The 23,939-nt window shown below is 46.1% G+C and carries 23 protein-coding genes; 7 read left to right on the forward strand and 16 right to left on the reverse strand.

All coding sequences use genetic code 11. The features are described from left to right. Nucleotides 1-173: 173 nt before the first annotated feature. Together AC3WQ3_RS26260 and AC3WQ3_RS26265 are read left to right on the forward strand one after the other, a co-directional pair. Nucleotides 174-767: a TetR/AcrR family transcriptional regulator gene (locus tag AC3WQ3_RS26260; RefSeq protein WP_492474134.1), complete on the forward strand. Its 594-nt coding sequence runs from the start codon at nt 174-176 to the stop codon at nt 765-767. Between the two features lie 161 nt (nt 768-928). Beyond that, nucleotides 929-1,543 (forward strand): hypothetical protein, encoded by a 615-nt coding sequence (locus tag AC3WQ3_RS26265; RefSeq protein ID WP_337034260.1) that lies wholly within the window; start codon nt 929-931, stop codon nt 1,541-1,543. Nucleotides 1,544-1,719: 176 nt separating this feature from the next. Here the strand turns inward: AC3WQ3_RS26265 and AC3WQ3_RS26270 are convergent, their stop codons facing one another. From AC3WQ3_RS26270 to AC3WQ3_RS26290, 5 genes are all read right to left on the reverse strand, one after another. Further along, complete coding sequence (locus AC3WQ3_RS26270) at nt 1,720-2,859, reverse strand: toxic anion resistance protein (protein WP_095288665.1); 1,140 nt, start codon at nt 2,857-2,859, stop codon at nt 1,720-1,722. Between the two features lie 215 nt (nt 2,860-3,074). After that, nucleotides 3,075-4,763: a VWA domain-containing protein gene (locus AC3WQ3_RS26275; RefSeq protein WP_183522402.1), complete on the reverse strand. Its 1,689-nt coding sequence runs from the start codon at nt 4,761-4,763 to the stop codon at nt 3,075-3,077. Between the two features lie 12 nt (nt 4,764-4,775). Further along, nucleotides 4,776-5,507, reverse strand: a complete 732-nt coding sequence (locus tag AC3WQ3_RS26280; RefSeq protein ID WP_492474135.1) for a hypothetical protein — start codon at nt 5,505-5,507, stop codon at nt 4,776-4,778. A 365-nt stretch (nt 5,508-5,872) separates the two neighbouring features. Continuing rightward, nucleotides 5,873-6,439 carry a Uma2 family endonuclease gene (locus AC3WQ3_RS26285; RefSeq protein ID WP_492474136.1) on the reverse strand — a complete coding sequence of 189 codons (567 nt, stop codon included), beginning with the start codon at nt 6,437-6,439 and terminating at the stop codon, nt 5,873-5,875. 78 nt (nt 6,440-6,517) lie between these two features. Then, nucleotides 6,518-8,839, reverse strand: a complete 2,322-nt coding sequence (locus AC3WQ3_RS26290) for a beta-L-arabinofuranosidase domain-containing protein (protein WP_492474137.1) — start codon at nt 8,837-8,839, stop codon at nt 6,518-6,520. A 202-nt stretch (nt 8,840-9,041) separates the two neighbouring features. Here AC3WQ3_RS26290 and AC3WQ3_RS26295 point away from each other — a divergent pair, with 202 nt between their 5' ends. Together AC3WQ3_RS26295 and AC3WQ3_RS26300 are read left to right on the forward strand one after the other, a co-directional pair. Further along, entirely contained in the window at nt 9,042-9,809 is a 768-nt protein-coding gene (locus tag AC3WQ3_RS26295; RefSeq protein ID WP_492474138.1) for a helix-turn-helix transcriptional regulator, read from the forward strand. A gap of 159 nt (nt 9,810-9,968) precedes the next feature. Beyond that, nucleotides 9,969-10,481, forward strand: a complete 513-nt coding sequence (locus AC3WQ3_RS26300; protein WP_430198064.1) for a GNAT family N-acetyltransferase — start codon at nt 9,969-9,971, stop codon at nt 10,479-10,481. Nucleotides 10,482-10,614: 133 nt separating this feature from the next. Here AC3WQ3_RS26300 and AC3WQ3_RS26305 read toward each other — a convergent pair whose 3' ends face one another. Continuing rightward, nucleotides 10,615-11,658 carry a 2,3-butanediol dehydrogenase gene (locus AC3WQ3_RS26305; RefSeq protein ID WP_492474139.1) on the reverse strand — a complete coding sequence of 348 codons (1,044 nt, stop codon included), beginning with the start codon at nt 11,656-11,658 and terminating at the stop codon, nt 10,615-10,617. A 131-nt stretch (nt 11,659-11,789) separates the two neighbouring features. Here AC3WQ3_RS26305 and AC3WQ3_RS26310 point away from each other — a divergent pair, with 131 nt between their 5' ends. Then, nucleotides 11,790-12,701: a LysR family transcriptional regulator gene (locus AC3WQ3_RS26310; protein ID WP_492474140.1), complete on the forward strand. Its 912-nt coding sequence runs from the start codon at nt 11,790-11,792 to the stop codon at nt 12,699-12,701. A gap of 198 nt (nt 12,702-12,899) precedes the next feature. On the opposite strand, the gene AC3WQ3_RS26315 is transcribed toward AC3WQ3_RS26310, so the two are convergent. The 7 genes from AC3WQ3_RS26315 to AC3WQ3_RS26345 form a co-directional block, all read right to left on the reverse strand. Continuing rightward, nucleotides 12,900-13,649 (reverse strand): endonuclease V, encoded by a 750-nt coding sequence (locus tag AC3WQ3_RS26315; RefSeq protein ID WP_492474141.1) that lies wholly within the window; start codon nt 13,647-13,649, stop codon nt 12,900-12,902. Between the two features lie 71 nt (nt 13,650-13,720). After that, the gene (locus AC3WQ3_RS26320) at nt 13,721-14,584 is read right to left on the reverse strand and encodes a prohibitin family protein (RefSeq protein WP_095361063.1); all 864 of its coding nucleotides are present in this window, start codon (nt 14,582-14,584) and stop codon (nt 13,721-13,723) included. Beyond that, nucleotides 14,562-14,720: a DUF8570 family protein gene (locus tag AC3WQ3_RS26325; protein WP_492474142.1), complete on the reverse strand. Its 159-nt coding sequence runs from the start codon at nt 14,718-14,720 to the stop codon at nt 14,562-14,564. The genes AC3WQ3_RS26320 and AC3WQ3_RS26325 overlap by 23 nt, the downstream gene beginning before the upstream one ends. A 504-nt stretch (nt 14,721-15,224) precedes the next feature. Then, a complete protein-coding gene (locus AC3WQ3_RS26330) occupies nt 15,225-15,557 on the reverse strand; it encodes a hypothetical protein (RefSeq protein WP_127538450.1) in 333 nt (110 codons plus the stop codon). A gap of 19 nt (nt 15,558-15,576) precedes the next feature. Next, nucleotides 15,577-16,902, reverse strand: a complete 1,326-nt coding sequence (locus tag AC3WQ3_RS26335; protein WP_492474143.1) for a WXG100 family type VII secretion target — start codon at nt 16,900-16,902, stop codon at nt 15,577-15,579. Nucleotides 16,903-17,204: 302 nt separating this feature from the next. After that, the gene (locus AC3WQ3_RS26340) at nt 17,205-18,557 is read right to left on the reverse strand and encodes an amino acid permease (RefSeq protein ID WP_492474144.1); all 1,353 of its coding nucleotides are present in this window, start codon (nt 18,555-18,557) and stop codon (nt 17,205-17,207) included. Between the two features lie 213 nt (nt 18,558-18,770). Continuing rightward, nucleotides 18,771-19,238, reverse strand: coding sequence for a GNAT family N-acetyltransferase (locus tag AC3WQ3_RS26345; protein WP_492474145.1), 468 nt, complete (start codon nt 19,236-19,238; stop codon nt 18,771-18,773). Nucleotides 19,239-19,491: 253 nt separating this feature from the next. Here AC3WQ3_RS26345 and AC3WQ3_RS26350 point away from each other — a divergent pair, with 253 nt between their 5' ends. Both AC3WQ3_RS26350 and AC3WQ3_RS26355 read left to right on the forward strand, forming a co-directional pair. Then, complete coding sequence (locus AC3WQ3_RS26350; protein WP_492474146.1) at nt 19,492-20,064, forward strand: GNAT family N-acetyltransferase; 573 nt, start codon at nt 19,492-19,494, stop codon at nt 20,062-20,064. 5 nt (nt 20,065-20,069) lie between these two features. Further along, a complete protein-coding gene (locus AC3WQ3_RS26355) occupies nt 20,070-20,411 on the forward strand; it encodes a DUF1801 domain-containing protein (protein WP_492474163.1) in 342 nt (113 codons plus the stop codon). Nucleotides 20,412-20,746: 335 nt separating this feature from the next. Here the strand turns inward: AC3WQ3_RS26355 and AC3WQ3_RS26360 are convergent, their stop codons facing one another. The 3 genes from AC3WQ3_RS26360 to AC3WQ3_RS26370 form a co-directional block, all read right to left on the reverse strand. Beyond that, entirely contained in the window at nt 20,747-20,977 is a 231-nt protein-coding gene (locus AC3WQ3_RS26360; protein WP_492474147.1) for a hypothetical protein, read from the reverse strand. A gap of 118 nt (nt 20,978-21,095) precedes the next feature. Further along, nucleotides 21,096-22,400 (reverse strand): DUF1963 domain-containing protein, encoded by a 1,305-nt coding sequence (locus AC3WQ3_RS26365; RefSeq protein WP_492474148.1) that lies wholly within the window; start codon nt 22,398-22,400, stop codon nt 21,096-21,098. 172 nt (nt 22,401-22,572) lie between these two features. Further along, nucleotides 22,573-23,751 (reverse strand): alanyl-tRNA editing protein, encoded by a 1,179-nt coding sequence (locus AC3WQ3_RS26370; protein WP_492474149.1) that lies wholly within the window; start codon nt 23,749-23,751, stop codon nt 22,573-22,575. Nucleotides 23,752-23,939: the final 188 nt, after the last annotated feature.

Genomic DNA, 23,939 nt, shown 5'->3' on the forward strand with positions numbered 1-23,939 from the left:
GTATTCGTTTACAATAAGTTAACAAACAAATGTTCATTAGCTCCTATCCTTAGTATAATAAGTCATAGCATTCTGGTTCAATCAGTAAAAGCTTTCCCGATTGTACGTTAATCAACACTATTGGGCATAAATGTACTTTTATTCTAAATAGGCCTTTCTCAGGAGGATTCCACATGTCTGATAATTCCAATTCAATGGATAGAAGAATCAAGAAATCAAAAGCTGCACTGAAGGATGCACTCATCCATTTGATGCAAAAATATCCCTTTAAAGAAATTTCCATCACGGATATTGTCCAGCTTGCGGATCTGAACAGAGGCACCTTCTACCGACATTATCAATACAAGGAAGACCTGTTTGATGAGATTATTGATGATGTGATACAGGATCTAGTCACTTCTTTTCGCAAACCCTATCAAGGTATGGAAAAGTTCGAGGTTGGTCTGATGCCCTCTTCGGCAATCACCATATTTGAGCATGTGCATCAGCACGCACAATTCTACACGCTGGTTGTGAAATCCGAGGCTTCTTCCAACTTTCAGCGCATGATCTGTGATGTTCTTCGGGATCTCTCCTTACAGGATCTGAATCAAATTTTCCCGCAGCACATCAACCCTGAACTGCTGGCAAGCTATCAGTCTCATGCGATATTCGGCATGATCCTGGAGTGGATCAGACAGGATTTCAAGCACACCCCCGCTTACATGGCCGAGGAGTTATTCAAGATCATTCATTACCGGCCTGACAATGTCGTGTTGAAAGACTGAAAATTGATATCGCTATATTTCCCTATAGTATGGGGATCGAGAAGAATTTCGAGAAAGCTTCACAACCAAAATGATGTAAATACATTCCTGTAACTTTTGCTGAATCTATGTTAGATTATCATCTGGAATAATATTACATACACAGACAGGGGACATTTCGCTTGAAGAAAACATGGTTATTATCATCAATTGTAAGTCTTTCTCTACTCGGTGGAGTACTTATGCCTATGGGGTCATATGCAGCTGCAGCAGATGATGTAAACCCTACATATTCAGATGAGTATGATATCTACGAAGAGGATACGATTACAGATGACAACTGGTACGAGGATTTCGCCGAGGAAGAACCAGAGCTAACGGCAGAGCAACTGGAATTTGAAAATTACCTTGATCAGGTTTTTGCTCTTGAATCCTATGAGGAAAAAGCTTTTGCCGCTTTGGAAAGCATCGGCTCCAGTGTTAACTCAAGTAATCGCAAATCCATGTATCTAAAACTTACGAATACAGTTATCCCCAACTATACAAAATATGTATCCAAGTTAAAACAAATCAAGCCTAGCAATCCGGAACTGAAGAAAATCCATGCCACATATGTTAAGGGGAGCTACAATCAACTTGAAGGATACTTGCTGTACAAGAAAGCGGTATCCAAGACCAAAGTGAATTATACCCTACTTAAACAAGGCAATGCTAAAGTAACCACTGGAGACGAACTACTTGATTATACCCAACTACAACTGTACGCCTATGCAAGAAAAATGGGATATGATATTTAAATGTTATACGGAATATCATCAGGGAGTCATTAATGCTGTTATTGTCGAGCTCATCGATAATGCCGCATCTTATTAAAATTCAAAAAGCGACCTTTCTCCAATTTAATTGGGAAATGGTCGCTTTTGAATTACAGAATGTATAGGAAAATGTGATGCAATCCCCGTTCCACTCTTGATCACAACCCCAGCTTCTGCCCTTTCTCCAAGCGCTGAATCTGCTGCTCTCCGGTATCCGCGAGTTCACGGAACTGGTTGATCGTCTCCCGCATCCGCGGTAGTGCCTCCTGCTTATATACACTGATGGAATCCAGTGCAGACAGGACATCCGTGAAGGCCTGCTTCATCGTATCGACGGAAATGCTGGCATCATACGCCTGCTTCTGAATGGCGATACCCTGGTCCTTCAGCATCTTGGACGTGCCTGCGATCAGGTCATTGGTCGTCTGATTCAGCAGCTCGATCTTCTGCAAAACAATCTTCTGATTGTACAGCGCACTGGCAACGGTAACGGCAATTTTCAGTGCCGAGATCGTCACATTCTTGGCCCGGTCGACTCCGCGGATCAATTCCTTGTTGTTGCGGATCACCACCTCAATCGCCATGATGCCCTGCTGGTTCACAACCAGCATTTGCTGCAGATCCATGACCCGCTGACGCAGCGGGAACAGCACTTCTTCGGTGATAAACCGGACTTTCTCCGGGTCCTCATTCCGAACCTTCGCGGCTTCAATCTGTCCGTCGATTGACTCATCCATGAGCACGCCGAGCTGGATTTCCTTTTGCAATCGTTTGGTCAATTCCCTCAGTGTATGCTGCTCGATCTCCAGTGTTGTATTATCGTTACGCAATGTTGCCCTGCCTTTGTCCAGGGAGGTCACGATATCCGCGATGACTGCATCGGCCTTCTGGTATTTGAGAAAATAAGCCCGCAGCGGATTGAACAATTTGCCGAGGAATCCGGTCTTGGCGAAATCGACCACGCTGGGGTCGAGATCCTTGAGCTGCATGTGCAGCTCGGTCAAGCCTTTGGCGACCTGACCGCCCTCGTCTCCCGTCTTGGACAGATGTCCAACAGAGACTTGAAGCAGCGCGTTTTTCTCCGAAGAGGATCTCATGGTGTTCATGCCAAAGCCTTCAATGGACTGTAAAATCTCCTTGCGTTTATCCAGGGATTCCAGATCCAGTGACATGATCATCTCCACGTTGGCGTTCGCCACCTGCTGCAGCTCCGCCACCTCGGCCGGAACGGGCTTCACCTCTTCCTCGATAACCTTCTGAATCTCCTTCTGGCTGGGTATTTCCATCGAAAACGACATCCAAACTCCCCCTTAAATTAAGAGCTATATAAATAATGTAACTTACACTAGTTCACTTCGAGTGCAGCACCATCTTCCAATCGCTGTTATCCCCGGATTTCTTTATCTTTCTTATAAAGGTAAATCCGGGGATAAAGGCGAACGCTCCGCTTTTCCAGATTGGTTCTGCTCTCTCCGTTTTCGTGTAAATTTGAAATTCATTTTAATAGAAATATTTACATCTGTACGTTAAACAGGTTTCCGATCTTGTACACGACATCATCTGTATCGGCATTGATGCTGGCTGCTTCGTTAATGCTGGAAATGCTCTCCAAGGCTTTGATGTCGGCGTTGTATCCGATCGTGTAGATTGGCACTTGGTAGGTCTCGACCAGTTCACGTATATCTTTCAGTGTATGTCCCTCGTTGGTCTCTCCATCACTCAGGACAAAAATCAGCGGTTTCACGTTCGGATCAGCCGCCATATAGTCCTCCAGCATCTTCATGGCTACCACGATACCGTCAAAAGTCGCTGTACCGCCTCCTGCTTGCAAGCTATCCACGGACCCGACGAACATGGACTGCTGGTTCGTATCATACTTGGCAATCGGTAGGTTCACGGTTACCCCACTGGAATATGAAACGAGGCCAATACTATTGTCGGTACCGAGATATTTCTGACCTTTGCGAAGAGATTCCTTCAACCGGTTCAGCGGTTCCCCATCCATGCTTCCGGATACGTCCGTAACGAATACGGCAGCGATCGGTTTACTTCCGTTCTTTTTCTCTTTCCATACCTTCTGCGCGGATAATAGAGTTCCCCCATCGACGGTCGCGAGCTCAGACTTGTAATCCTGCAAACCGTTAAATCCGAACTCTTCTGCCGACTTCTGGTACTTATCCTGAGTGACGAATTCAGCGAATTTCTGGATGATTTCCTGTTTGTTCTGCGGCAGCTGTCCCAGTGCATACAGCGGGCTGTCATGTCTTACACCAAACGGGGTAAAAACATATCCGCTCTTCAGGTCTGCGGTGTTGACGTATGTCTGGTATTCAAGCACAAAGGCATCCAATCGGCCCGACTTCGCGGCTTCACGCATCTGAATGGTTGTGGAAGCCGTAAATGGCACATTGGCCTGGAACTTCTCGAAGCCTTCAATCGCTTTTTCCCCCAGCGGATTGGAGCTATCGTACGTGTTCAATGCCGTCACAAGAAAGTTAAGTCCTGTGGAGCTGGCAAACGGGTCGGTATACCCCATTGCGAGTTCATTGTTGGCAATCGCTTCGGTTACCGTTTTGACGTTAACGGATCCGTAGGTATCCACGAGCGAATCATATTTGGCTTTGGAGATTACAATTCCGGGAACGTTGCCCACGAGCCTATCGGATACCTTCTCCGTCTTCACCCCGCTAGCGGCAACCATCTCGCCCCATAGTTCATTGGAAGGGGTATATGCATCAGGTACGTATTTGCCGGACTTGATATAATCGGCTGCCGTACCGGAAGCAATATTACGGATTTTTACCGATACCGGTTGACCGCCAACTGTAATGTTAGCCTTGTTGAATTCTTCACTGACTTCGGTCAACCAGCCATCTGCTCCGGTGCCTGACTTCTCGATGGAAGAGAAGATCTCTACATACTCGTTCGTGGTATTCTCAACGGTAATCGGGAACTTCGAGATATCCGGGAGGGAATCTGCCACATCAACCGGATCCAGATCAATCTGCCCCTTCACGGGTTCAGCCGTCGCTGGCGCAATGTCCGCGTACAACTTGCCTAATTCTTTGCCTGCATTCTCTGTTGTCACCTGTGTACTGGATTTGCCAAAATTCGATGTCAATGTAATTCCTGCATAGACCAATCCGAACACGAGCACCAGCATCACAATTGATATGAGAAAAAACTTCCCCTTCTTCGCCATAAATGCAACCCCTCACTGTCTGTATAATTTGGTGTGCTTGATTAACTGATCAATGTCCTGCATACAGGGCATCTGTTCAATATTCCCGGCTTCAAAGCTGTCCAGGCGTGATATTTCCAGCAGCAGCTGATCGAGTTTGAGCAGTATTTCTTCATTGGTATGGAGCGAATCTTTCACATAGGATAAATAGTCGTTATATACTTTGGTTTTTTCCAGGAATAATTTTGGCGGTATCTTGGAGGATTTGGATTTCATCAGGGCGGCGTATTCGGCTTCATCGAACACATGGAGTCTATTCAGCACGCTTCGAATGTTGAGATACAGCAGCTTCTCCACTTCAAGCGTGACGGAGGCAAATTTCTTGTAGCTCAGCTCCCCCGGATCGAACCGCTGGTTCAGCACGTTCAGGAGCGTTTCTTTCTTTTTCTTCATCCGGCTTAGTTGGGACAATCCCAGCGTGATATCTTCTTCAAGCACTTTAATGCGTCTGTAAAAAGACAATGCTTCTACATAATCCTCATGGGTCTCGATCTGCTTGACGGGCAGGACCACCGGCTGTCTAAACAGCAGAGTGTAACTTCCGTAAAAGAGGGCCATCACACTCCCGAACAGCAGGGTGACGGACAGCGCAGTGGAGAAGGCTTCACCCCGGAAGCCAAGTCCGATGAAGCCTGGCGAAAATAACAGAACATTGATGACAACAATGCCGAAGATCAGGCCCAGCCATTTTATGTATTTGGTCATGTAACAAGCTGACCTCCTTCCTCGCTATATGATGGACCAATTGTCGATATTTACCACGAAGGTATATCACTCATTGTACATGATGCTGTCTCATTCAGGTCGATGAATGTGGATATTCATAATATACGTGGCCCGGGCTCATCCCATTTCATCTCCATGGACACATGGACAAATTTTGTAATCTCATGACAGCGGGTACAATTCGGACGAAGAAAAACACGGATTTATCCGTTAAAGGAAAAAGAAAGATATACAGGTAATACGTGGAATAAGGAGATTACGTGTCATTTTTTATATAGGACGAGCCGGAAAAAGCAATCAAAAATACTCCGGGCACAGGGCACCGGAGTAACTTAAATAATATTCTATTCCAGCCTGAACAGCTGATGAAAGGGTATCGCCAGATCCGGGAACAGTTTCGATTGAATCGTCTGATCTTCCGTATACAGCCTGCGATCTTGATAGCTCCCATCCTCTAGCGTATATACATGTACAGTCTGGTTGCCTGGATCGACAATCCAGTATTCATGTACACCATATTTCTGATACAAATTAAATTTCTCATTAAAATCCTTTAAGGCAGTCGAAGGAGACAATACTTCTATAATTAAAGACGGTGCACCGTAACAGCCATTTTTGGAGATTTGGTCCTTGGAACAAATAACTGACAGATCCGGTTGTACAACATGATCAGGTGCATCGTATTGTTCATTTTCGCTAAAATACACATCGAAGGGTGCAACAAACACATAGCATTTTTGGTTCTGCAAAAAAGTTCGCAAGGAGAAATGCAGCTCGCCCACGATAAATTGGTGCATAGAGGTCGGTGCCGGAGACATATTATAGGCTTTGCCGTTAATGAGTTCCCATGTTCCTTCCCAGGTCAGCCAATCCTGAAAGCTATAGATACCTTTGTTATCCGGTTTTGCCACACATTCAACCTCCCTGATCCCTAATCGACTTTGTCCTCATTATACCATTGTGTTTGCTGATTTCCATGCGCTGCCGTTTTATGAGATCACGGATTCCGGCTTGCTTCGGGTTGTACGCACCTCTACGACTTTTCCTGCACACCCACGATCACCAATGGCCTGGAATGTTACTGTCACACTGTCTTTACCGGAGGTAACCGTCTCAGGAATATCATAGGTTGCATAGAACACTTCACCAATCTTGTTCATATGAATTCGCTGCTCACCGACTACAGTTCCATCTACCACAATGTTGAACTCTCTGGCATACCTCGTTCCTTCGCGTTCAAATGGCGAATGATCCCCGCCCCAGTAGCCGACGCACAAAACATTGGTACCTGAACTTTCCACGGCCAGTTGATAGCTGAAATATGCTCCGCTGACCCCAAAGGCTTCCCGCCACATATGCAGCCTGTTGCGGCTGTCCGTGTACGAACCGTTATGTTGCTCTGCACGGCAGTTGCTATCCAGATGATGCCCAATCTCATCCTGCTGACCATCCGGCTGCACCCTGTCGATCGTAATATCATTCAGCTCTTTCTCCAGCGCATCACCTTCATCGTTAAACGGCCAGTATACCGTATAAAACTCATGATGCACATCGTAAAACGGGATCAGCTTCACGGGTTCGCCCGTAGACGTGACGTCCTTGCTAAGTTCAAACGTTAACGTACCCGCATCCACGACGCTGATCCACTCCCGGACATCCTCCTGCTCCGTCCAAATCACGGGTACCGGGGCCGTCTTCGGATTCAGGGCCGTCTCATCCACAATGGTATCTTCCGGCAGCCCTTCGCTTCCCAGAGCGCCTGCGAGCACAATGGGTCCATACAGGAAGGCGACTTTGTGGGTATCATCCCTTGACGTGTACTGGCGCAGCGACATCGGCAGGGTAATGGTCACGACATCCCCGGCGGACCATGTGCGCTGGATGGAGAGATAGCCGGCTTCCATCCGTGTATACGGATGTGCCGTATCCCCGTTGACGGTTGCCGTCATTGGCTCCTGCAGCCATGAAGGCACGCGTAGTTTTAGATTAGCCGAGGCGTTGCCTCCGGTGATCGTCAGGGTTACCTTTTCCGAATAAGGAAAGTCGGTTTCAAGCTTCAGGGATAGTCCCTGTGACGTCCAGTCCAGCCCGGATGCGATATACAGGTTCACATACAGATTCTGTTCATCTTCGAAATAGATGGCCTCGGCATATTTGCCCGGGTTCTCCATCCCTGAGCCTGTGCAGCACCACCACGCGGTATCGTGTGTCCCGTAGATTTTGTAATGGCCCTGAAGGGTTGAGGCAAAATACGTTTTGTTACCTGTATCAGGGTCCTGCGTGCCCAGGATGTGATTATAGATAGCGTTCTCATAATAGTCCATGTAGGCACTGTCCGGGTTCCAGGCAAACAGCTGCTTCGTCAGATGCATCATGTTATGGGTACAGCAGCTCTCTCCGGTTTTGATACCCAGGCTCTCCATGCCCTTCGCTTCATAATGTTCCGCAATGCTCGTGGCACCGAACACATAGGAGCGATGATGAATCGTTGTGTCCCAGAAAAACTCAGCTGCCGTCCGGTAGCTCTCATGCGAATGATCCTGATTATAAATTTCGGCTGCTCCGATTACTTTGGGAATCTGAGTATTGGCGTGCTTGCCTTGAAGGTCGTCCTGCTTATGTTCCAGGGGTCCAAGGATCAACTGATGGGTAAACTTGTTAGCAATCTCAAGGTATACGGCTTTGCCCGTGATCCCATACAATTGTGCAAATACCTCATTCATGCCTCCGTGTTCACTTTGAAGCATCGTCTGCATCTGTTCTTCTGTCATCGGGAGCAATCCTTCTACCGCCCAGTCTGCAAATCGAGTAACGACTTCAAGTGCCTGACCGTTGCCTGTCCGTGTATAGGCGTCAATCAGGCCACGATAGATTTTGTGCACGCTGTACCATGGAACCCAGTATTCGCCGATATTGAATCCACCGATATGTTCGGCCCGGAATGCGATATGGAATGCTTCTTCCGTCAATCCGCCGATATATCCGCTGCCTGTTGCCTGCTGTATTCCCGCAAGCTCCGTGACGGCATAGTCCAAAGTTTGTTTGAGTGTCTTGTTGCCTGTCGCCTGATACGTCACAGCCAGAGCAGACAGATAATGCCCCAGGGAATGTCCGCTGATCGTCCGTGCTTCCCAACCGGCATACCGCTCCTTCTTCGCGGTTAACCCATGTGCTTCGTAACACGGAGCCAGAAATCGATCGATATCCAGCGATAACAGGTAACGTTCCCCGACCTCCTGAGACGTTTGGAAAACCCCGTTTAATAGCTGTACGTGCTCCGGACCCAAAAATCCCCGTTTCGTTTCGATCATGACAAATGCTCCTCCTCATTATGTACAGAATGTTATGGTTCCTGATATCTTTCCGGCATCATACGAGAGGGTAAAATCCGTTCTACCCATCAGCTGCTGCACAACCCCCAATTCATACAAACCCTTGAATATCCACATATTATCAAATAAAATACAACTACATCAGACTCATAATCCAAGAAAAGGTGGATAAATCCGTCTTATGCAGAAGCCACTCGAATTTTATCTGTGCGGCAAGTTCATCACGGAAGGCAATTGGACACATATGAAACGGATCATGCCTGTGCATGAGATCATTTTGATGCTGGAGGGAGAAATGTACATTGCGGAGGAGGAGCGGCATTACGTGGTTCGCGCCAATGATCTGCTGTTTCTGAGAGCTGGCCATACCCATTACGGATATCAAGTCAGCGATGCCCCTGTCAGCTTTTACTGGGTTCACTATGACACCTTAGCTGAAGGGTTCGATCGTTATCCCACACATGCGACCATCCCGGTACCCTCCACGGCCAATCAGCTGTTCAAGCAGCTGCTGCATGTCTCGTCCTTCTCCACCGAAGAGGCCGATGCTGCCCTTCTTCTGCTGTTAAAAGAATTGGAACGCAACACAGAGGCTGGTTATCGCCCTCATAATGCGGTTGTTGACCATATCTGCAAGTGGGTTGGTATTCATCTTCATACCGATATCACGGTTAGCAGGATTGCAGAGCATTTTAATTTTAACAAGGATTATATCTCCAAAATGGTAAAACGAGAGAAAGGTATCGGGCTGAAAACCTACATCCTTACCGAGCGGATCAACCGAGCCAAACAGCTGCTGCTCAATACCAATGCCAGTGTTAAGGAAATAGCCGGACAATGTGGATTCTCGGATTACAAACTGTTCCTGCGCATGTTCAAGCAATACGAGGGCAGCACACCAACCGAATATCGGAATAATCTGTATTCCACTCAGCTCAACCGTTTATAATCGATGGATGAGTATGAAATCATAAGATAATCGCATAGACTGACTCATAGAAATTCATGCGTATTCTATAGAATATTTCGATTATTCCGATAAATTTAGTTTTGTTAAAATGTGAAATAACTCTATTTCATCCACCCTATTCAAGAAGGAGAAATTGGAATGACGACAACGGCAGTCACGATTCAACCCGCTTCAGAAGCTGATCATAAAGGGATCATAGATATCCTCATTGCAAGTTACGCGGAATACAAGGACACCTTTCAGGATCAACAACGTTGGGAAGCCTATGTGAAAGACATCGAGGAATCACTGGATAATCCCTATCTCACACAATTGTGGGTCGCCAAAGTGGACGATCAGATTGTGGGGACCGTGCAATTGTTCGAAACCGCACACAATGCCTATCCCAATTTTGAACTCCCGATAGATTATCCGTTCATTCGTCTGCTTGGCGTGGATCCTGCGTGGCGGGGACACGGTATTGCCCGGGAGCTCCTTCGTCAGTGTGTTGCATCTGCCAAGGACATGGGCAAAAATACGGTGTATCTGTTCACGGGCGGGCAGATGACGAATGCCATCCGTTTATATGAACGTTTTGGCTTTGTGGAGGATGAAGAATTCAGTACACGCAGCAGTGGCGGCAATGCCATCTGTTATCGTTACGATGCCTGATTCATATGAGAACACATGGTAGTAGGCACAAGCTATAAACTTCAGTTCATTTGATGTGATAAAGATGACAAAAAAAGGCCACTCATCTGAGTGGCCTTTACTATTGGAAGATGCAGCAATGTAATACTGCTTATTAACCGCCGATCTGCACCAAAATTTTCGCATGGCTCTTGTTGCTCATCAGCAGTTCCAGTCCTTCTTCCACGATGTTATCCAGTTTGATTTTTTTCGTGATGACCTGTTTCACATCGAGTGCTCCTTCAGCAATGAGGGAGATGACTTCAGGGAAAATGTGGCGATATGCCAGTGTGGCCGTCAGATTCGCTTCCTTCACCAGAAGATCGAAGAAGTTTACCTGCAGTGGGTTAGGGATGGCTGCAATGACAACCACCTCTCCGCCTTTTTTGACTACCGCTACAGCACTATCCATCGTAGGTTGCACACCTGCTGCTTCATAGGCGACATCAATTCCGCCAGATTGCTCCAGAATGACTTCCGTTGCATTCACTTTGGCACTATTCACCGGAATGGCTCCCAGTTTAGCTGCCAGATTCAGGCGTTCCTCGAACACGTCAACCGCATAGATGGTGGAAGCTCCTGCCGCTTTTGCAGATAGAATGGTCAGCAGTCCAATTGGACCCGCACCATACACGGCTACCTTCTGTCCCACTTTCAGCTTGCTGTGGCGAACGGCATGGAAGGCTACCGCTGTAGGCTCAACAAGTGCTCCTTCTTCAAAAGAAACGTTGTCTGGCAATGGGTGTACCATATATGCTTCAACAACAACATACTCGGCAAAACCACCATCCCCATTCAAACCTACGAAGCCGAATTCGGTACACTGATTATAGCGACCCTGGATACAGTATTCGCATTTACCGCAATGATACAATGGCTCCACCACAACACGGTCTCCTACGCTGATACCGCTTACATCACTTCCCAATTCACTGACTGTTCCGGCGAACTCATGTCCCAATGTCAATGGTGCCTTCTGACCGGAGAGCGGATGATTTTCACCTTCCTGAATCCCTACACCATGGTGATAAGCATGCAAGTCACTGCCGCAGATCCCCGCATATTCCACTTTAATTTTGACTTGTCCGGATCCAGCAACCGGAACTTCACGTTCTTCCACTCGAACATCTTTATGGCCGTACCATACTGCTGCTTTCATGTAAATCCATCCCCCTTTATTGAGCTTATAAATAGCTTGTCTATGTATTATATCGCCGTTCACTTATTATTCATATTTATAGATACTAATGTTAATATTAGTAGCAGTAATGTAAAAATGGAGATGAGCCCATGAATCTGGAACAGCTTGAATATGTCGTTGAAATTGCCAAAACCCAATCGTTTTCCGCCGCCTCGGAGCAGCTTCATGTTACCCAATCGGCCATCAGTCAGTCTATCCATCGGCTGGAAAAGGAGCTTGGCCTGGTCCTGTTCGAACGCTCCCGGCAGGGGACGCACCCCACAACAGAAGGCAAACAATTCATTGCCAAGGCGCTGGACATTTTGCAGCGGGTCGATGAATTGAAATCGCTGAATGTGGAAGCATCCTGCCTGACAGGCGACCTGCATGTAGCGACTTTTCCCAGTGTCATGCACTACCTTGTCCAGACCACTGCCGATATGAAAAGGGAGCATCCTCTGCTGAACATTTCCATAGAAGAGAAAGGTTCCATGGAGATTATCGACGACATCCGGAACAACAAGGCACACCTGGGCTTCATTGCCATTTACACGAAACAGCTGCGTGAGTTTGACGGACTGCATTTCAGCCCGATGTATTCCGGCAAACTGGTTGTAGGCACCCATCACCAGTCTGATCTGGCCAAGCTGAATCGGGTGACGCCGGATCAATTGAAGGAGCATACCCTCGCGCTGTACCGCGATGGCTTCATTGAAGATTTCATTAAGGATTTCACATACGATTATGGATCGTTATCCATCCTCTTCAAGACCAATAATTCGGAAGCGATCAACACGGTGCTTAGAAACAATATAGCAGCCAGCATCGGTCACGACTTCTCTTTCTACCAGAACACATTGTGGAAAGAAGGCCTTGTGAAGATGGTTGAGATTGCCTCCATTGACCAGCCCAAGATGCAAATTGGCTTCGTACAGACCGAGTCCAAGGAGGTTGCCGTTGCCGCTGAACGATTTGCCCAGAAGTTCAGACAGGCGATCGAGCTGGATTATTTCAAGAGTTAATGGATTTGAGGATATCTTTATCTGTTCGTCTTGGTTCACACCAAAAAAGGCACGCCAATACTGGATATGTCTCGCTTCACATCAATTACTGTGCCAGCTTCGATTGGACGGAACTTTGTCGCTGCCTGCTTGAGGTGAAATTGTTACGCTTTAATTCAAATAAAAAAAACTCCAACGTGTGCGTCAGAGTTTTCGGTATTATTCGTCGGATGATTGGCCCTTGTCGCCGTTATTACCGTCTACTTGTTTCAGTGCAGCACGGTGCTTTTTCGTTTCCAAATCAGCTTGCCTTACAGGGATAGGCAATCGGCTTTCTTTGTTAATTAACGCCAGGGTCACTTCGGTAGCCGTATTGATATCGATCCCATTGCCACAGGAGACGAAGATCGGTTTAACCTGTGAATGCGTTCGCAGTGCACGCCCATAGACCTCACCGTTAATCACAATATCCGTGAATTTACCCGATTCACTTGCTGGCATTTCATAGTCCGTGTCTTGAATTCGGAGATAACTCTTGGCGATGCCGATGGTAGGCTTGTTGAGGTAAAACGAAGCATGTGTGGCGATCCCCATATGCCGAGGATGCAGATATCCGTTTCCGTCAAACATGACCAGATCCGGATCATTCTCCAGTTGTTTGAATGTATCCAGAATGAGCGGCAGCTCTCGAAAAGACAGATACCCCGCGATGTAGGGCACCTTGATCTCATCCTGCAAGGACTTCGTTTCCACAATCTCATGGGTAAAGTAGTCCACTACACAAATGCAGCACACCGCAAATGTACGGTCTCCATCCTCCCAGTACGCCAGATCGACTCCTGCCACGAGATGGACATCTTCCATGTTGAAGCTGTTCTGCAAGTTAATTCTTGTCACCAGCTCCCGCTGGATCTGATCAAAGGTTTCTTCGTTGAATGCTTCAGGGGGTAAAATGTTAAGTTGATTCAATAATGGCACCTCTCCGCTGGATTTTGTTAAGGAATATTTGTATCTAGTAGGGGAGAAAATCTCCCCTTCATTTATTTTACCTCTTCTGTCTTTGCAGCTGCAGTTGGTAATTGAATCATTGGCGTATTGGATCCACTGACATATGGAAGCACACCGTCCCACTTCTTAATCGTTTCGTATTGGACCAATTGGCTTGTAAGTGATTGTTGAAGCTCTTTATTTGCTTTGGCTTGACCTTCTGCTTCAATTAATAGTTTATCTGCGTTACCTTGTGCTTCCACACGTTTCCGTTCTGCCTCTTTCTTCGCAATTTCAAGCTCAGTCGTTTTACGTTCCAACTCTTGAGATGCCTCAACTCGTTTATCTATGGCTTCTTGTGTTTTCGCATCTGGTTGAGGAACACCAACGGTCACATTGGATACAATGAAACCTAGTTCTTTGACATCGTCTGCGAAACGTTGTTGAACGTCTACGCCAGCCTCAGATGATTTTTCTCCATAAACGTCGATTACAGTAAATTTAGAAATACCTTTCCGGGCAGCATCACGAAAACGTGTTTTCAGATATGTATCTTCAATTTCTTGAATGCTAATGGGTCCAAAGGTATTGAAGATTGAAGACACTTGGCTTGGTTCTACTTGATAGTTGTAAGCAAAATCGATTGTGATGTTTTTTCCGTCAGACGTAGCAATCTGAATATCCTTGTATTCAACGGTTTGAATTCGAATTGGATATTTGGTTACCTTATCAAAAGCACCAACCAACTTCCATCCCTGACTCAGCGTATTATCTTTTACGCCCCCATTTGGTGAATAGACAACGCCAACATAACCGTTAGGAATTCGTGTCACAAAAAAGCTAACCAATACTACTCCTACAATAATCACTAATGCTACTGAAATGGCTCCCACCTTAAACGTCTTTAGATTCTTCATTTCCATTCTCCTCTGGTTTGAATTTGTTGTATCTTTTCAATACTCTTCTACCTACCATATTGAATAGCGGGAACATTAATGACCATAGAATAAATGCTAAGATAAAGACTAAAATTATTCCTCCAATGAATGGCATACTCGTCCTCCCTCTATGGTTTTATCCAAACACAAACTTGATCATTACGTAGCAACTCACACTTTTAGAAATACACTTCTGCTTAAACTCTCCCCCTGCTAATCCTTCATAACCTAACTTTATTAAAATAATGTTATTACATACGTCTCTCCCTTCTCCCAATGGTTAACTAAAATAATTAATCCTTCTAAATATATACTTCTAATTTCATATCTGGTTTCAATGATCTCTAAAGGCTCTTGCGGCCAAGTCTCTCCACCTCACTTTTCAATACATAAAAGACATGAATGAGCAAGTCCTCGTTTCGGCGGGATCTCAACTCACTGAGTTTATTCCTTTGCACATAAAAAAAACATCCCGGCATAAATGCCGAGATGTTTGGTCCAGTGCAGCTCGGTGCACCAACTTCCGTTGGATCTGACCAAAAATTACTTCGTTAGATACTTCAGGGGTTAAAATGTTAAGTTGATTCAATAGGCATCAAATTCTCTAGAGAAAACTGATCTACCATTCTAACTCTTCGAGCAAATTTATAATCATTTTTTGATCAAATTCACTGAGCGATTGATAACTAGATAGCTCAGAAGGCGCTTTTCCTAATTTTATCAGTGTGGCTATTGCAAGGTCTCCCACCTTATAATAACCTAATAACTTATCTGAGGATTCCCTTCTGGACGATAGCTCCTCCAACTTTCTCTGCATGCTATTAGTGTCTAATTTTTCTTTGCCAATATAAGTCATTACATGATACAGAACGATTGGATTCTGCTCATTTAGTAATTGTTGCAACTCTTCAACTGAACATTTTCCTTCTTCGATTTTATTAATTAAATTCATTTATGATCACCCATCTAGTTTATTTTAAGTGACTAGTTAACGTTTTTCTTTCTCTTAAATAATTCTCAAATAGAGTATTCGCAATGTCATTCCGACCCAACTCTTCGGCTATTTTGATTTCTCTCATATATGCATTCAATTCCATTTTAACACGATTTATTGTTTGAAAATGATAACTCATACCCGGAAATCCCTTATTCATATCGTCTAGATAATGTGTGTATTCATGGATAAGTGCCCCAATTGAAGCATCTTCATTTATAATTAGTTGTCCAGGGCCACCTCTTTTTGGGGAATAAGCCATATCCTCGCCTCTATGAATCACTTCGACACCATTTGATTCCAAATTATCAATAATTTCTTTCCACTTTTCGGGATGAGACTCCCTTCCTGGACCCAGAACTACTTTTAATGGATCATCTGTATCTTTTCTAAACATATCTATTTTTTCTTCTGTTTTATCAACAATTCCCCTTTCCTTCTCTACAAACTCATTAAACTTAGATGATTCTCTCGCCTTTTTACTCTCGGCAATATTGTCCAATACTCGCATGCGGGGATCCTGAAAGCCATTAAATCCACCCGTCATTTGTCCTGTACCCGATGGACGTGTGAACGAATTTATTTTCACGCCCCCTCCTGAAGATGTCAGTAGATTATGCGGTTTGATCATAGAAGAGGCATATCCGGTACCAACCATCAGCCCTCCCATACCAATCATATTCGCCCAGTGTTCGCTGGACCAGGCATTGGTTGGCATAGTAGCCTCCCTAATCATTCCATGAATACCGAATGTAAGCCAGTTTGCTGTATCATTGGGAGAGTTAAATGCCTTATCCGCCCGGTCTACATATCCCTGAACCAGTCCACTCGGGATACCAAACGTCCAGTAATCCAGGAATCCCCCTACACTATCATAACGTTTTTGATATCGATCGTCCGCAGATTGCATAAATGCACGACCCAACTCGGCCAAGCTGTCAGCTGATTTTTGGAATGCATTACGGTTGTCCGTTGCCGGAGCCCTACACTCATCCGGCGGTGGGGGTGCACACCTTGAATCATAAGAGTGCACTGCTTGCTGATCTGCAAGTCTGAATTTTTCTGCATGTCCTTCGAGTTCTTTCGAAATCGACTGAGATAATGAAACAAAGTTATCCATTATCTTTTGGGCAACCATAAAATCAACGTAAAACTTTTCCTTTGTGCTTCCATCCCACTGCCTTTCGATCTCGAATAAATGTTGTTTCAGGATACTATTCATCTGAAAAACCTGGCTCTGTGCGACTGCAAATTGTTTAGAAACAGATGATAATTGTTCAGGTGTTACCTTTATCGTCGTCATATGATACCTCGTTGGGAATATGTATTTCGTTGTTATAAGAATACTGCAGGCACGAAATATTGAATTGATTCAAATATACACTTGGCCTTCTATTATAAAATGGAACTACATTATTTCGTAGAGACTGCTGGTTTATTTCCATAGTTCGTATTACCCCCAATATCTCCCAAATGTAACAGATCGTCCTCTTATACTCTGAGCTCATTCCTTTCCGCATAAAAAAACATCCCGGCATACATGCCGAGATGTTTGGTCCACGTAGAGGTCCACACCTTTACTATTCAATTTTACTTCTGCAAACCTTAAACTTCCTGTCCATTCGACTTCCTAAACCGAATCAGGGACCAGATAATCAATACGGCAAGGACACCGAGGCAGATACTGATGCTGAACCGATTGCCCTCATCAAATATGAACATCATCGCAATTACACCAAGCGCCAGTACGGCCAGTCCGGTTACGTAAGGGAATCCCCACACTTTGAATGTCGGTGTGACCGGGTATCTCTTCCGCAATTTTAACTGGGAAGTGGCGATGCAGATCCATACAAGCATCACGACGAACCCTGGCACTGCGAGCAATACGCGGAACAATTGATCCTGAGCGAACAGTCCAAGCATGGAACCTCCGAGCAAAATTACGGAACAAACCAAGAGTGTATTTACCGGACTGCCGCTCCGATTGGTTTTGGACAGTGCTTTGGGAGCCTCACCGCCCACCGCCATGGAATGAAGCATCCGGGATGCGCCGTAGATGCCAGAATTGGCAGCCGATAGAACGGCAGTCACCAGAATAAAGTTCATAATATGTGCTGCTCCAGGAAGACCTGTGGAGGCCAGTACTTGTACAAACGGGCTGCTCTCCGGCCCGAGCTCATTCCACGGAATCAGACCACAGATGATGAGAATCGGCAGCGTGAAGAACAAAATAATTCGAAGCATGAAATTGCCCACAATTTTCGGCATGACCTTGTCCGCATTTTCCGTCTCCGTCAGTGTCAGACCAATGAGTTCCGAGCCTCCATACGAGAACATAACGACCAGCAGCGCGGAGAAGATCGATGACCAACCATTCGGGAGGAAACCTCCGGCTTGTGTGTAATTTTGCAGATAAGGTGTGTTATCACTTGGAATAATGCCAAAGATCAATGCGGCACCCAGGATGATAAAAATAATGATCATGGCTATCTTGATGCCTGCCAGCCAAAATTCAAACTCCCCGAACACCCCAACGCTCAACAGATTGACGAGTATTATAAATGCCGCGCACGCCAGACTTAGCATCCATAACGGCACCTCCGCGAACCAATATTGCAAGAAGCTTCCCGCAGCGATCACCTCAATGACACACACGGATAACCATAGGAAGCAGTACATCCATCCCATAACAAAGGATACCCTGCTGCCGAAGGCTTCCTGCACGAAGTCTTTCATGTTTTTGTTTTTATAGACGGTAGCCATCTCCGCCATCGCAGCCATTACAACCAGCAGTAATAGTCCGGCAAAAATGTACGTTAAAATAACACCCGGACCTGCGAGTCCAATCGTTTCGGCACTGCCTTTAAAAATTCCGGTTCCAATGACACCACCCATGGCCATGAAGCTGATGTGTCTTGGTTTAAGCTTTTTCTGTAATGTTCCTTCTGTCTGAGCCAATTCAAGTCCTCCTGATGTCAACAACGTCTGTAATCTTCTCTCAAGCTTTTATAACATAATTTCCAGTATACCCTATTGTTCATGCCTCAGCACAGAGATTCGTTATGGCAAATTCATTCAATTCATACGGCCACGCCAAAAAACCAGAACCCTGCGAAGGCAGAATCCTGGTTGATTACCCTTTTGTAAACGAAATTGAAACAACGAGGAGGACTATTCGAGCGGTGATAACTCCTTCGTCATGAATGCACTATTCGGGTCCAATATATAATCTGCAAAAGGCTCGCAGTATTCGAATCCAAAGTCTTCATACATCCTGCGTGCCGGGATAAACGAATCCATCGATCCGGTCTCCAGGCTAAGGCGTTTGTACCCCCGACTTCTGGCAACCTCAATGATGTGAGTCAGGATTTGTCTCGCTACACCTTTTCGGAGATGAGCCTTGGCTGTACGCATCGATTTCAGTTCGGCATGCTCGGCGCTCAGTTCCTTCATGGCTCCACATCCCAGTAATTCTTCCCCTTCCCATGCACACCAGAATGTAATCTCGGGTTTCTTCAACCCATCCAGATCCAATGCATGAATGCTTTCCGGCGGCGAATCTTCGGCCATGCCAAGCAAATGTTCTGCGATTAACCCCTTAACCTGATCCCCACTCAAATCATCCACTCTGATCTCCATAACAACCACTCCTGCCAACAATTTTGGTGTATTCCGTCGCTGTATTTAAACTTATGATTCCATCTTACTACCGTGGCAGGTTTACTGACAAGAGATGAAGAAAACCCACTGAAAAGTATATTGTGATCACCTAAAATTTCCAGTATGATGGGGCTATCTGATTTTCCAAAGGGGCGAAGATATTGAGCCAACCATACAGTTCATTTTCGTACTGAGGTGAAGCGAGCTTCATTTATCTTCAAAGGAGACCAACATGACACTGACAACGGACAACCTGTTTTATAGCAAACGATTGAAAATGACACCCCCACGTGAGGGAGACGTGCAGATGATGCTGCAATGGAATGAAGATCCCGAGTATCTTCGTAATGTGGATACCGATATTGCCATCCCCTACTCTGAGAAGCAATTGGAGGATGAGGGGGAAACGAAAAACAAAGAAGTATACTTCAGGCTCCGGACGCATGATGACGATACATTAATCGGTTTTGTTGTCATTCACAGCATTGAATGGAACAACCGCTGCGGGCAGCTGGCCATTGGCATCGGACTTGCCGAACATCGCAACAAAGGGTATGGAACAGAAGCGTTGAATCTGATTTTGCGATATGCCTTCCATGAGATGAACCTCGATCGTGTGGGGCTGGACGTCATTTCGTATAACGCAAAAGGAATTCGTGCCTATGAGAAGGCCGGTTTTCAGTTGGAGGGGCGTGCACGCTCCGCGGTATACCGGGATGGACGGCGTTATGACCGCCTGATGATGGGCATTCTGAAGCCGGAGTGGGAAGCACTCAATCCAATACAAATGGAGAATGAACAATAATGACCCTGAATGCAGAAGTTACGGAGTTTATAGAACAGATCTCAACCCCCTGGCAAATCGCCGTAGCAGGACAATTACGCCAGCTCGTGCACGATTCCATTCCGGACGCGCAAGAGCGCATACAATACAAGAAGCCTCACTTCCTAAAGAAAGGCAAATATGCCGCAGTCATCTCTCCTTCCAAGCAGGCGGTGTCCTTCACCATTTTTAATGCGGCTGCTCTTGATCTGCCCGATGGAGTATTTGAAGGACCAGCAGAACGCAAAACGATCAAAATCAAGGAAAAGGATACGCCGGATTACGAATGGCTCGCTGGTCTGGTGACACAGGCATCTGCAGAATTGTAGAAGGATGTACATTTGGGGCTGTAATTAGTCAGATCTAGTGATTGGGCGAGATCTAATGCCTGACGTGAGCGTCAGCTTGATTTTTTCTTTAATTTGAAAAAACGTAAGAAAACGAAGATAACAAAAAAAACAGGTCAATCGTGGTGATATCTGACCATAATCGACCTGTTCTATGTAACGGAATAGCATTATTTAGGGTATAAAATTAAAACCTTTACGTACATACAACCGAAATGACGAAATCTTTATACAAGTAATGCGGGTTCATCAGGCACTGGGTAGCCCCTCTGTATAAAAGACCCTGAGAGACGAGAAGCCAATCAGAGTTCAACTCCTCAGGATTCAAATGTCATTTTCTCAGGAAATACACCGCCCTCCTTAACTAGACATCTGGCCATTCTTTGAGCCGCTCTTTCAAAGTAAAATTGATTTGAATGATTTGGGTTGTTAATTGATTCTAATTCGGAAAACATTCTAGTTCCTTTGTTTAATTCAATCTTTCCCATTATCTCTTCTTTTGGGCCAAATCTATAAATCACAACTGATTCATCCTCATAGTCTTTCAAGAGTAAGACAAAAGCTCCCGTTTAAACCACCTCTACTCTATTTCCCACAGACGGCCTTACCTGACAGTAGGCATGAGCATTTTTTAGTTTGTCAAAATATACCTTCAAACCAATCCAGTTAAGATTGCTGATACGTCACCGCAGTCATCTGACACGGCTCACATAAAAACATATAATACATACCCTCGCCATACTCCTCGATCTGCGCCCAGTCTACCTGCCCAACCGCCTTCATGGTTGTGGAGCAGCAAGGGCAGACAGGATACCCTGCATCCTGAACCCATCCGGGATGACCGCCAATCTGGGAAAGTGACGGTTCCATGGCCCAATCACTGCCATGGAAGGCCTGACGGGGTTCTGCCGCAATGTAAAATGAATCACCAGCATCCGGGGCAGGCTCAAACGAGTTATCCGGATCGATGTCATCCATTCCTACTGGCATGACATTGTGGAAACTCCAGAAGGGCTCCCCTGCTGAGCTTGTCTCCATATAGACCACACCGTAGCAGCTGCAGTTGATGCAAGTTCGAATCTGTAGCTTTTCGGCTTGCCATGAAACATTCTGCAAGGCCGGATGTCGCACATCCAGAGCAACCAGAGTGGTTAAGGCATTTCCACACCATGGACAGCTGCTGTTACTTGTTTGAAGCATTTGAATGGGTATGCAGCTTGAAGCCGCAATCGTTCCATCCGTTGCATCACCTTTATATAATGAATAACTTGGGGTGGTGAACAATTCTCTCCGCTTCCCGTCCTCGGTGAGTTCCCACCCGGCTTCGAAGGTGTATTGCTCTGGTTTTACATATAACTGATCTGCCCAGGCCGGCGGAGACTGCTTCCACTGCCGGAACTGCTCCACGACTACCTCATCGCCAATATAGGCTAACATAATCAGGATATGGTTACGATTCTCGTCATCGGTGTGCACCTGCTGCAAGAGTAGATCCCGCACTTTCGCTGAGGCACTTTTATATAGGATCGCAGGATAATAGATCTCCTGCTCCAACAACTCGGGAATCTGTGCAGCGAGCGAGATATCATGGTAACAGACCAGATACAGCAGAATGTCTTTGCCGGTATCGACATCATCGGTACGAATCAACTCCATCGCATAGTCTGCCATCGCTTCCTGCTGCTCCGCAGACAGTGACAGGTAGACTTGCTCTTGGGAACGTTCATACGGCACATAATGAATTAATGGATCGCGTACATGAGTTGTATGCATGATTTTCAGAATCTCCACCAGATCATGTACTCCCTCATACAAATTCACGTCCCGTCGATTCGCTTCAATGTATTTCCGATGTTCCTCCCGCTCCATCTCCTGCTTGCAGGGCATGCAGCACCCACCTGTCTTGGCCGCGGTTGCCGGTAAAATCGTATTGGTGCATCCTTCACGGATACACGGAATGCGTTCTGTCATTCCTTTGTACCTCCTTGCCGTCTGATCGATATACCCCCGAGTATATCACAGGAAAATCATGGGTTCTAATAGACCCTAAAGCTAAGAGTATCCCCGATGCGAAAAAGCACGCCACAATTTGTGACGTGCTGCTTATTACAGATATCGCTTCGTCCCGAAGCCACAATTCATCTTAGTGATGTCCCAGCTGGTCCTTGGTAAATTCATAAAAGGCTAAGGCATCTTCACTGCTGGCAAAGCCTGCTTGAGCCATTCTGTCACTGCCCCCGCCTTTGCCCTGGTAAGCTCCGAGATTGCCCTTGAAGAATGGACCGCAAGACCACTCCGGCGGCTGCCCGTTCTGAGCCAGAACGACCTTGGCCTCCGAGATGCTGGCAAAGAGCACGATGCCCTCATGATCTTCCGTCAGCTTGGTCGCCAGGCTCTGCATGTCCTTGAGGGATTTGTCCTCGAATACCTGGGCAATAACCAAACCTTCCCGTGCAGATAGGAGTTCCTGCGCATAATACGCATCATTGGTCAATTTGACCGTACTCAGCTCGGATAGAAGCTGTTTCTGGTCTGTTTCCATTTTGTCGATACGGTCAAGCAGTTCTTCCTTGCTGGTTTTTAATTTCACCGAGATTCCGTTTAACACCTGCTGTACTGCTGCGAACTCGTTTAACGCTCGGAATCCGCATTTGAAGTAGATGCGCGTGCCACCTTTAACCTTCTCGGTTTTCAGCAGCTTAAGGATGCCGATCTCGCCTGTTGCCGCCACATGCGTGCCGCCACAAGCATTGTATTCCACACCCTCCATCTCGACAATACGAATGTCCTCTATCACAGAAGGCTGCTTCACGAGCGGCAGACGCGCTGCTTCCTCCGCAGTAACCCAGGAGCTGCTAATGCGGGCATTGCGGTAAATCTGGCGGTTCACTTCCTGCTCAATGGCTGTCAATTGATCCGCTCCCAATTCAGCAGCAGCTACATCAATCGTTGCATATTCGGTTCCCAGATGAAAACTGAGCGTCATCGCATCAGCCAGCTTCAGCGTGATCGCTGACAACAGATGCTGCCCTGTGTGATGCTGCATGTGATCGAATCTGCGCTTCCAGTCAATCTCGCAGTGAACCTCCTTCTGCTCAGGCGCCTGTTCAACTTTATGCCATACCTCGCCATCCTCGATGTTTACATCAAGAACAGCAACACCTCCGATTCGGCCCAGGTCACAGGGTTGTCCACCCCCATGCGGATAAAATGCCGTCTCCGCAAGCGTGATATATGTACCGTCTTCCTTGTCCACTCTACCCGTAATTTGTGTATGCCAATCCCGCGTGTATGCGGAGTCGTAATATAACTTTTGTGTCATTAGCTGATCCTGATCCCTTCTCGTTCAATTTAGGTGCTGATCCATGCACATTCCTTACGTATCTGTTCTACAGATTACACTATTTGGCATGAGGACACCAAATTTCTGCCCTGCCGCTATAGCTTCTTAAACTAAAAAGACCACTCTGTAACCAAGCTACAAAGTGGTCTTTCTTACTTACATCCATA

It is taken from the genome of Paenibacillus sp. FW104-T2 (genome assembly GCF_058789975.1).

Excerpts from the sequence above, each read along its gene's own strand:
- AC3WQ3_RS26260 (WP_492474134.1), top strand. The coding sequence starts at position 174 with ATGTCTGATAATTCCAATTCAATGGATAGAAGAATCAAGAAATCAAAA.
- AC3WQ3_RS26270 (WP_095288665.1), bottom strand. The coding sequence starts at position 2,859 with ATGTCGTTTTCGATGGAAATACCCAGCCAGAAGGAGATTCAGAAGGTT.
- AC3WQ3_RS26275 (WP_183522402.1), bottom strand. The coding sequence starts at position 4,763 with ATGGCGAAGAAGGGGAAGTTTTTTCTCATATCAATTGTGATGCTGGTG.
- AC3WQ3_RS26280 (WP_492474135.1), bottom strand. The coding sequence starts at position 5,507 with ATGACCAAATACATAAAATGGCTGGGCCTGATCTTCGGCATTGTTGTC.
- AC3WQ3_RS26290 (WP_492474137.1), bottom strand. The coding sequence starts at position 8,839 with ATGATCGAAACGAAACGGGGATTTTTGGGTCCGGAGCACGTACAGCTA.
- AC3WQ3_RS26295 (WP_492474138.1), top strand. The coding sequence starts at position 9,042 with ATGCAGAAGCCACTCGAATTTTATCTGTGCGGCAAGTTCATCACGGAA.
- AC3WQ3_RS26300 (WP_430198064.1), top strand. The coding sequence starts at position 9,969 with ATGACGACAACGGCAGTCACGATTCAACCCGCTTCAGAAGCTGATCAT.
- AC3WQ3_RS26305 (WP_492474139.1), bottom strand. The coding sequence starts at position 11,658 with ATGAAAGCAGCAGTATGGTACGGCCATAAAGATGTTCGAGTGGAAGAA.
- AC3WQ3_RS26310 (WP_492474140.1), top strand. The coding sequence starts at position 11,790 with ATGAATCTGGAACAGCTTGAATATGTCGTTGAAATTGCCAAAACCCAA.
- AC3WQ3_RS26320 (WP_095361063.1), bottom strand. The coding sequence starts at position 14,584 with ATGAAGAATCTAAAGACGTTTAAGGTGGGAGCCATTTCAGTAGCATTA.
- AC3WQ3_RS26325 (WP_492474142.1), bottom strand. The coding sequence starts at position 14,720 with ATGCCATTCATTGGAGGAATAATTTTAGTCTTTATCTTAGCATTTATT.
- AC3WQ3_RS26330 (WP_127538450.1), bottom strand. The coding sequence starts at position 15,557 with ATGAATTTAATTAATAAAATCGAAGAAGGAAAATGTTCAGTTGAAGAG.
- AC3WQ3_RS26335 (WP_492474143.1), bottom strand. The coding sequence starts at position 16,902 with ATGACGACGATAAAGGTAACACCTGAACAATTATCATCTGTTTCTAAA.
- AC3WQ3_RS26345 (WP_492474145.1), bottom strand. The coding sequence starts at position 19,238 with ATGGAGATCAGAGTGGATGATTTGAGTGGGGATCAGGTTAAGGGGTTA.
- AC3WQ3_RS26350 (WP_492474146.1), top strand. The coding sequence starts at position 19,492 with ATGACACTGACAACGGACAACCTGTTTTATAGCAAACGATTGAAAATG.
- AC3WQ3_RS26365 (WP_492474148.1), bottom strand. The coding sequence starts at position 22,400 with ATGACAGAACGCATTCCGTGTATCCGTGAAGGATGCACCAATACGATT.
- AC3WQ3_RS26370 (WP_492474149.1), bottom strand. The coding sequence starts at position 23,751 with ATGACACAAAAGTTATATTACGACTCCGCATACACGCGGGATTGGCAT.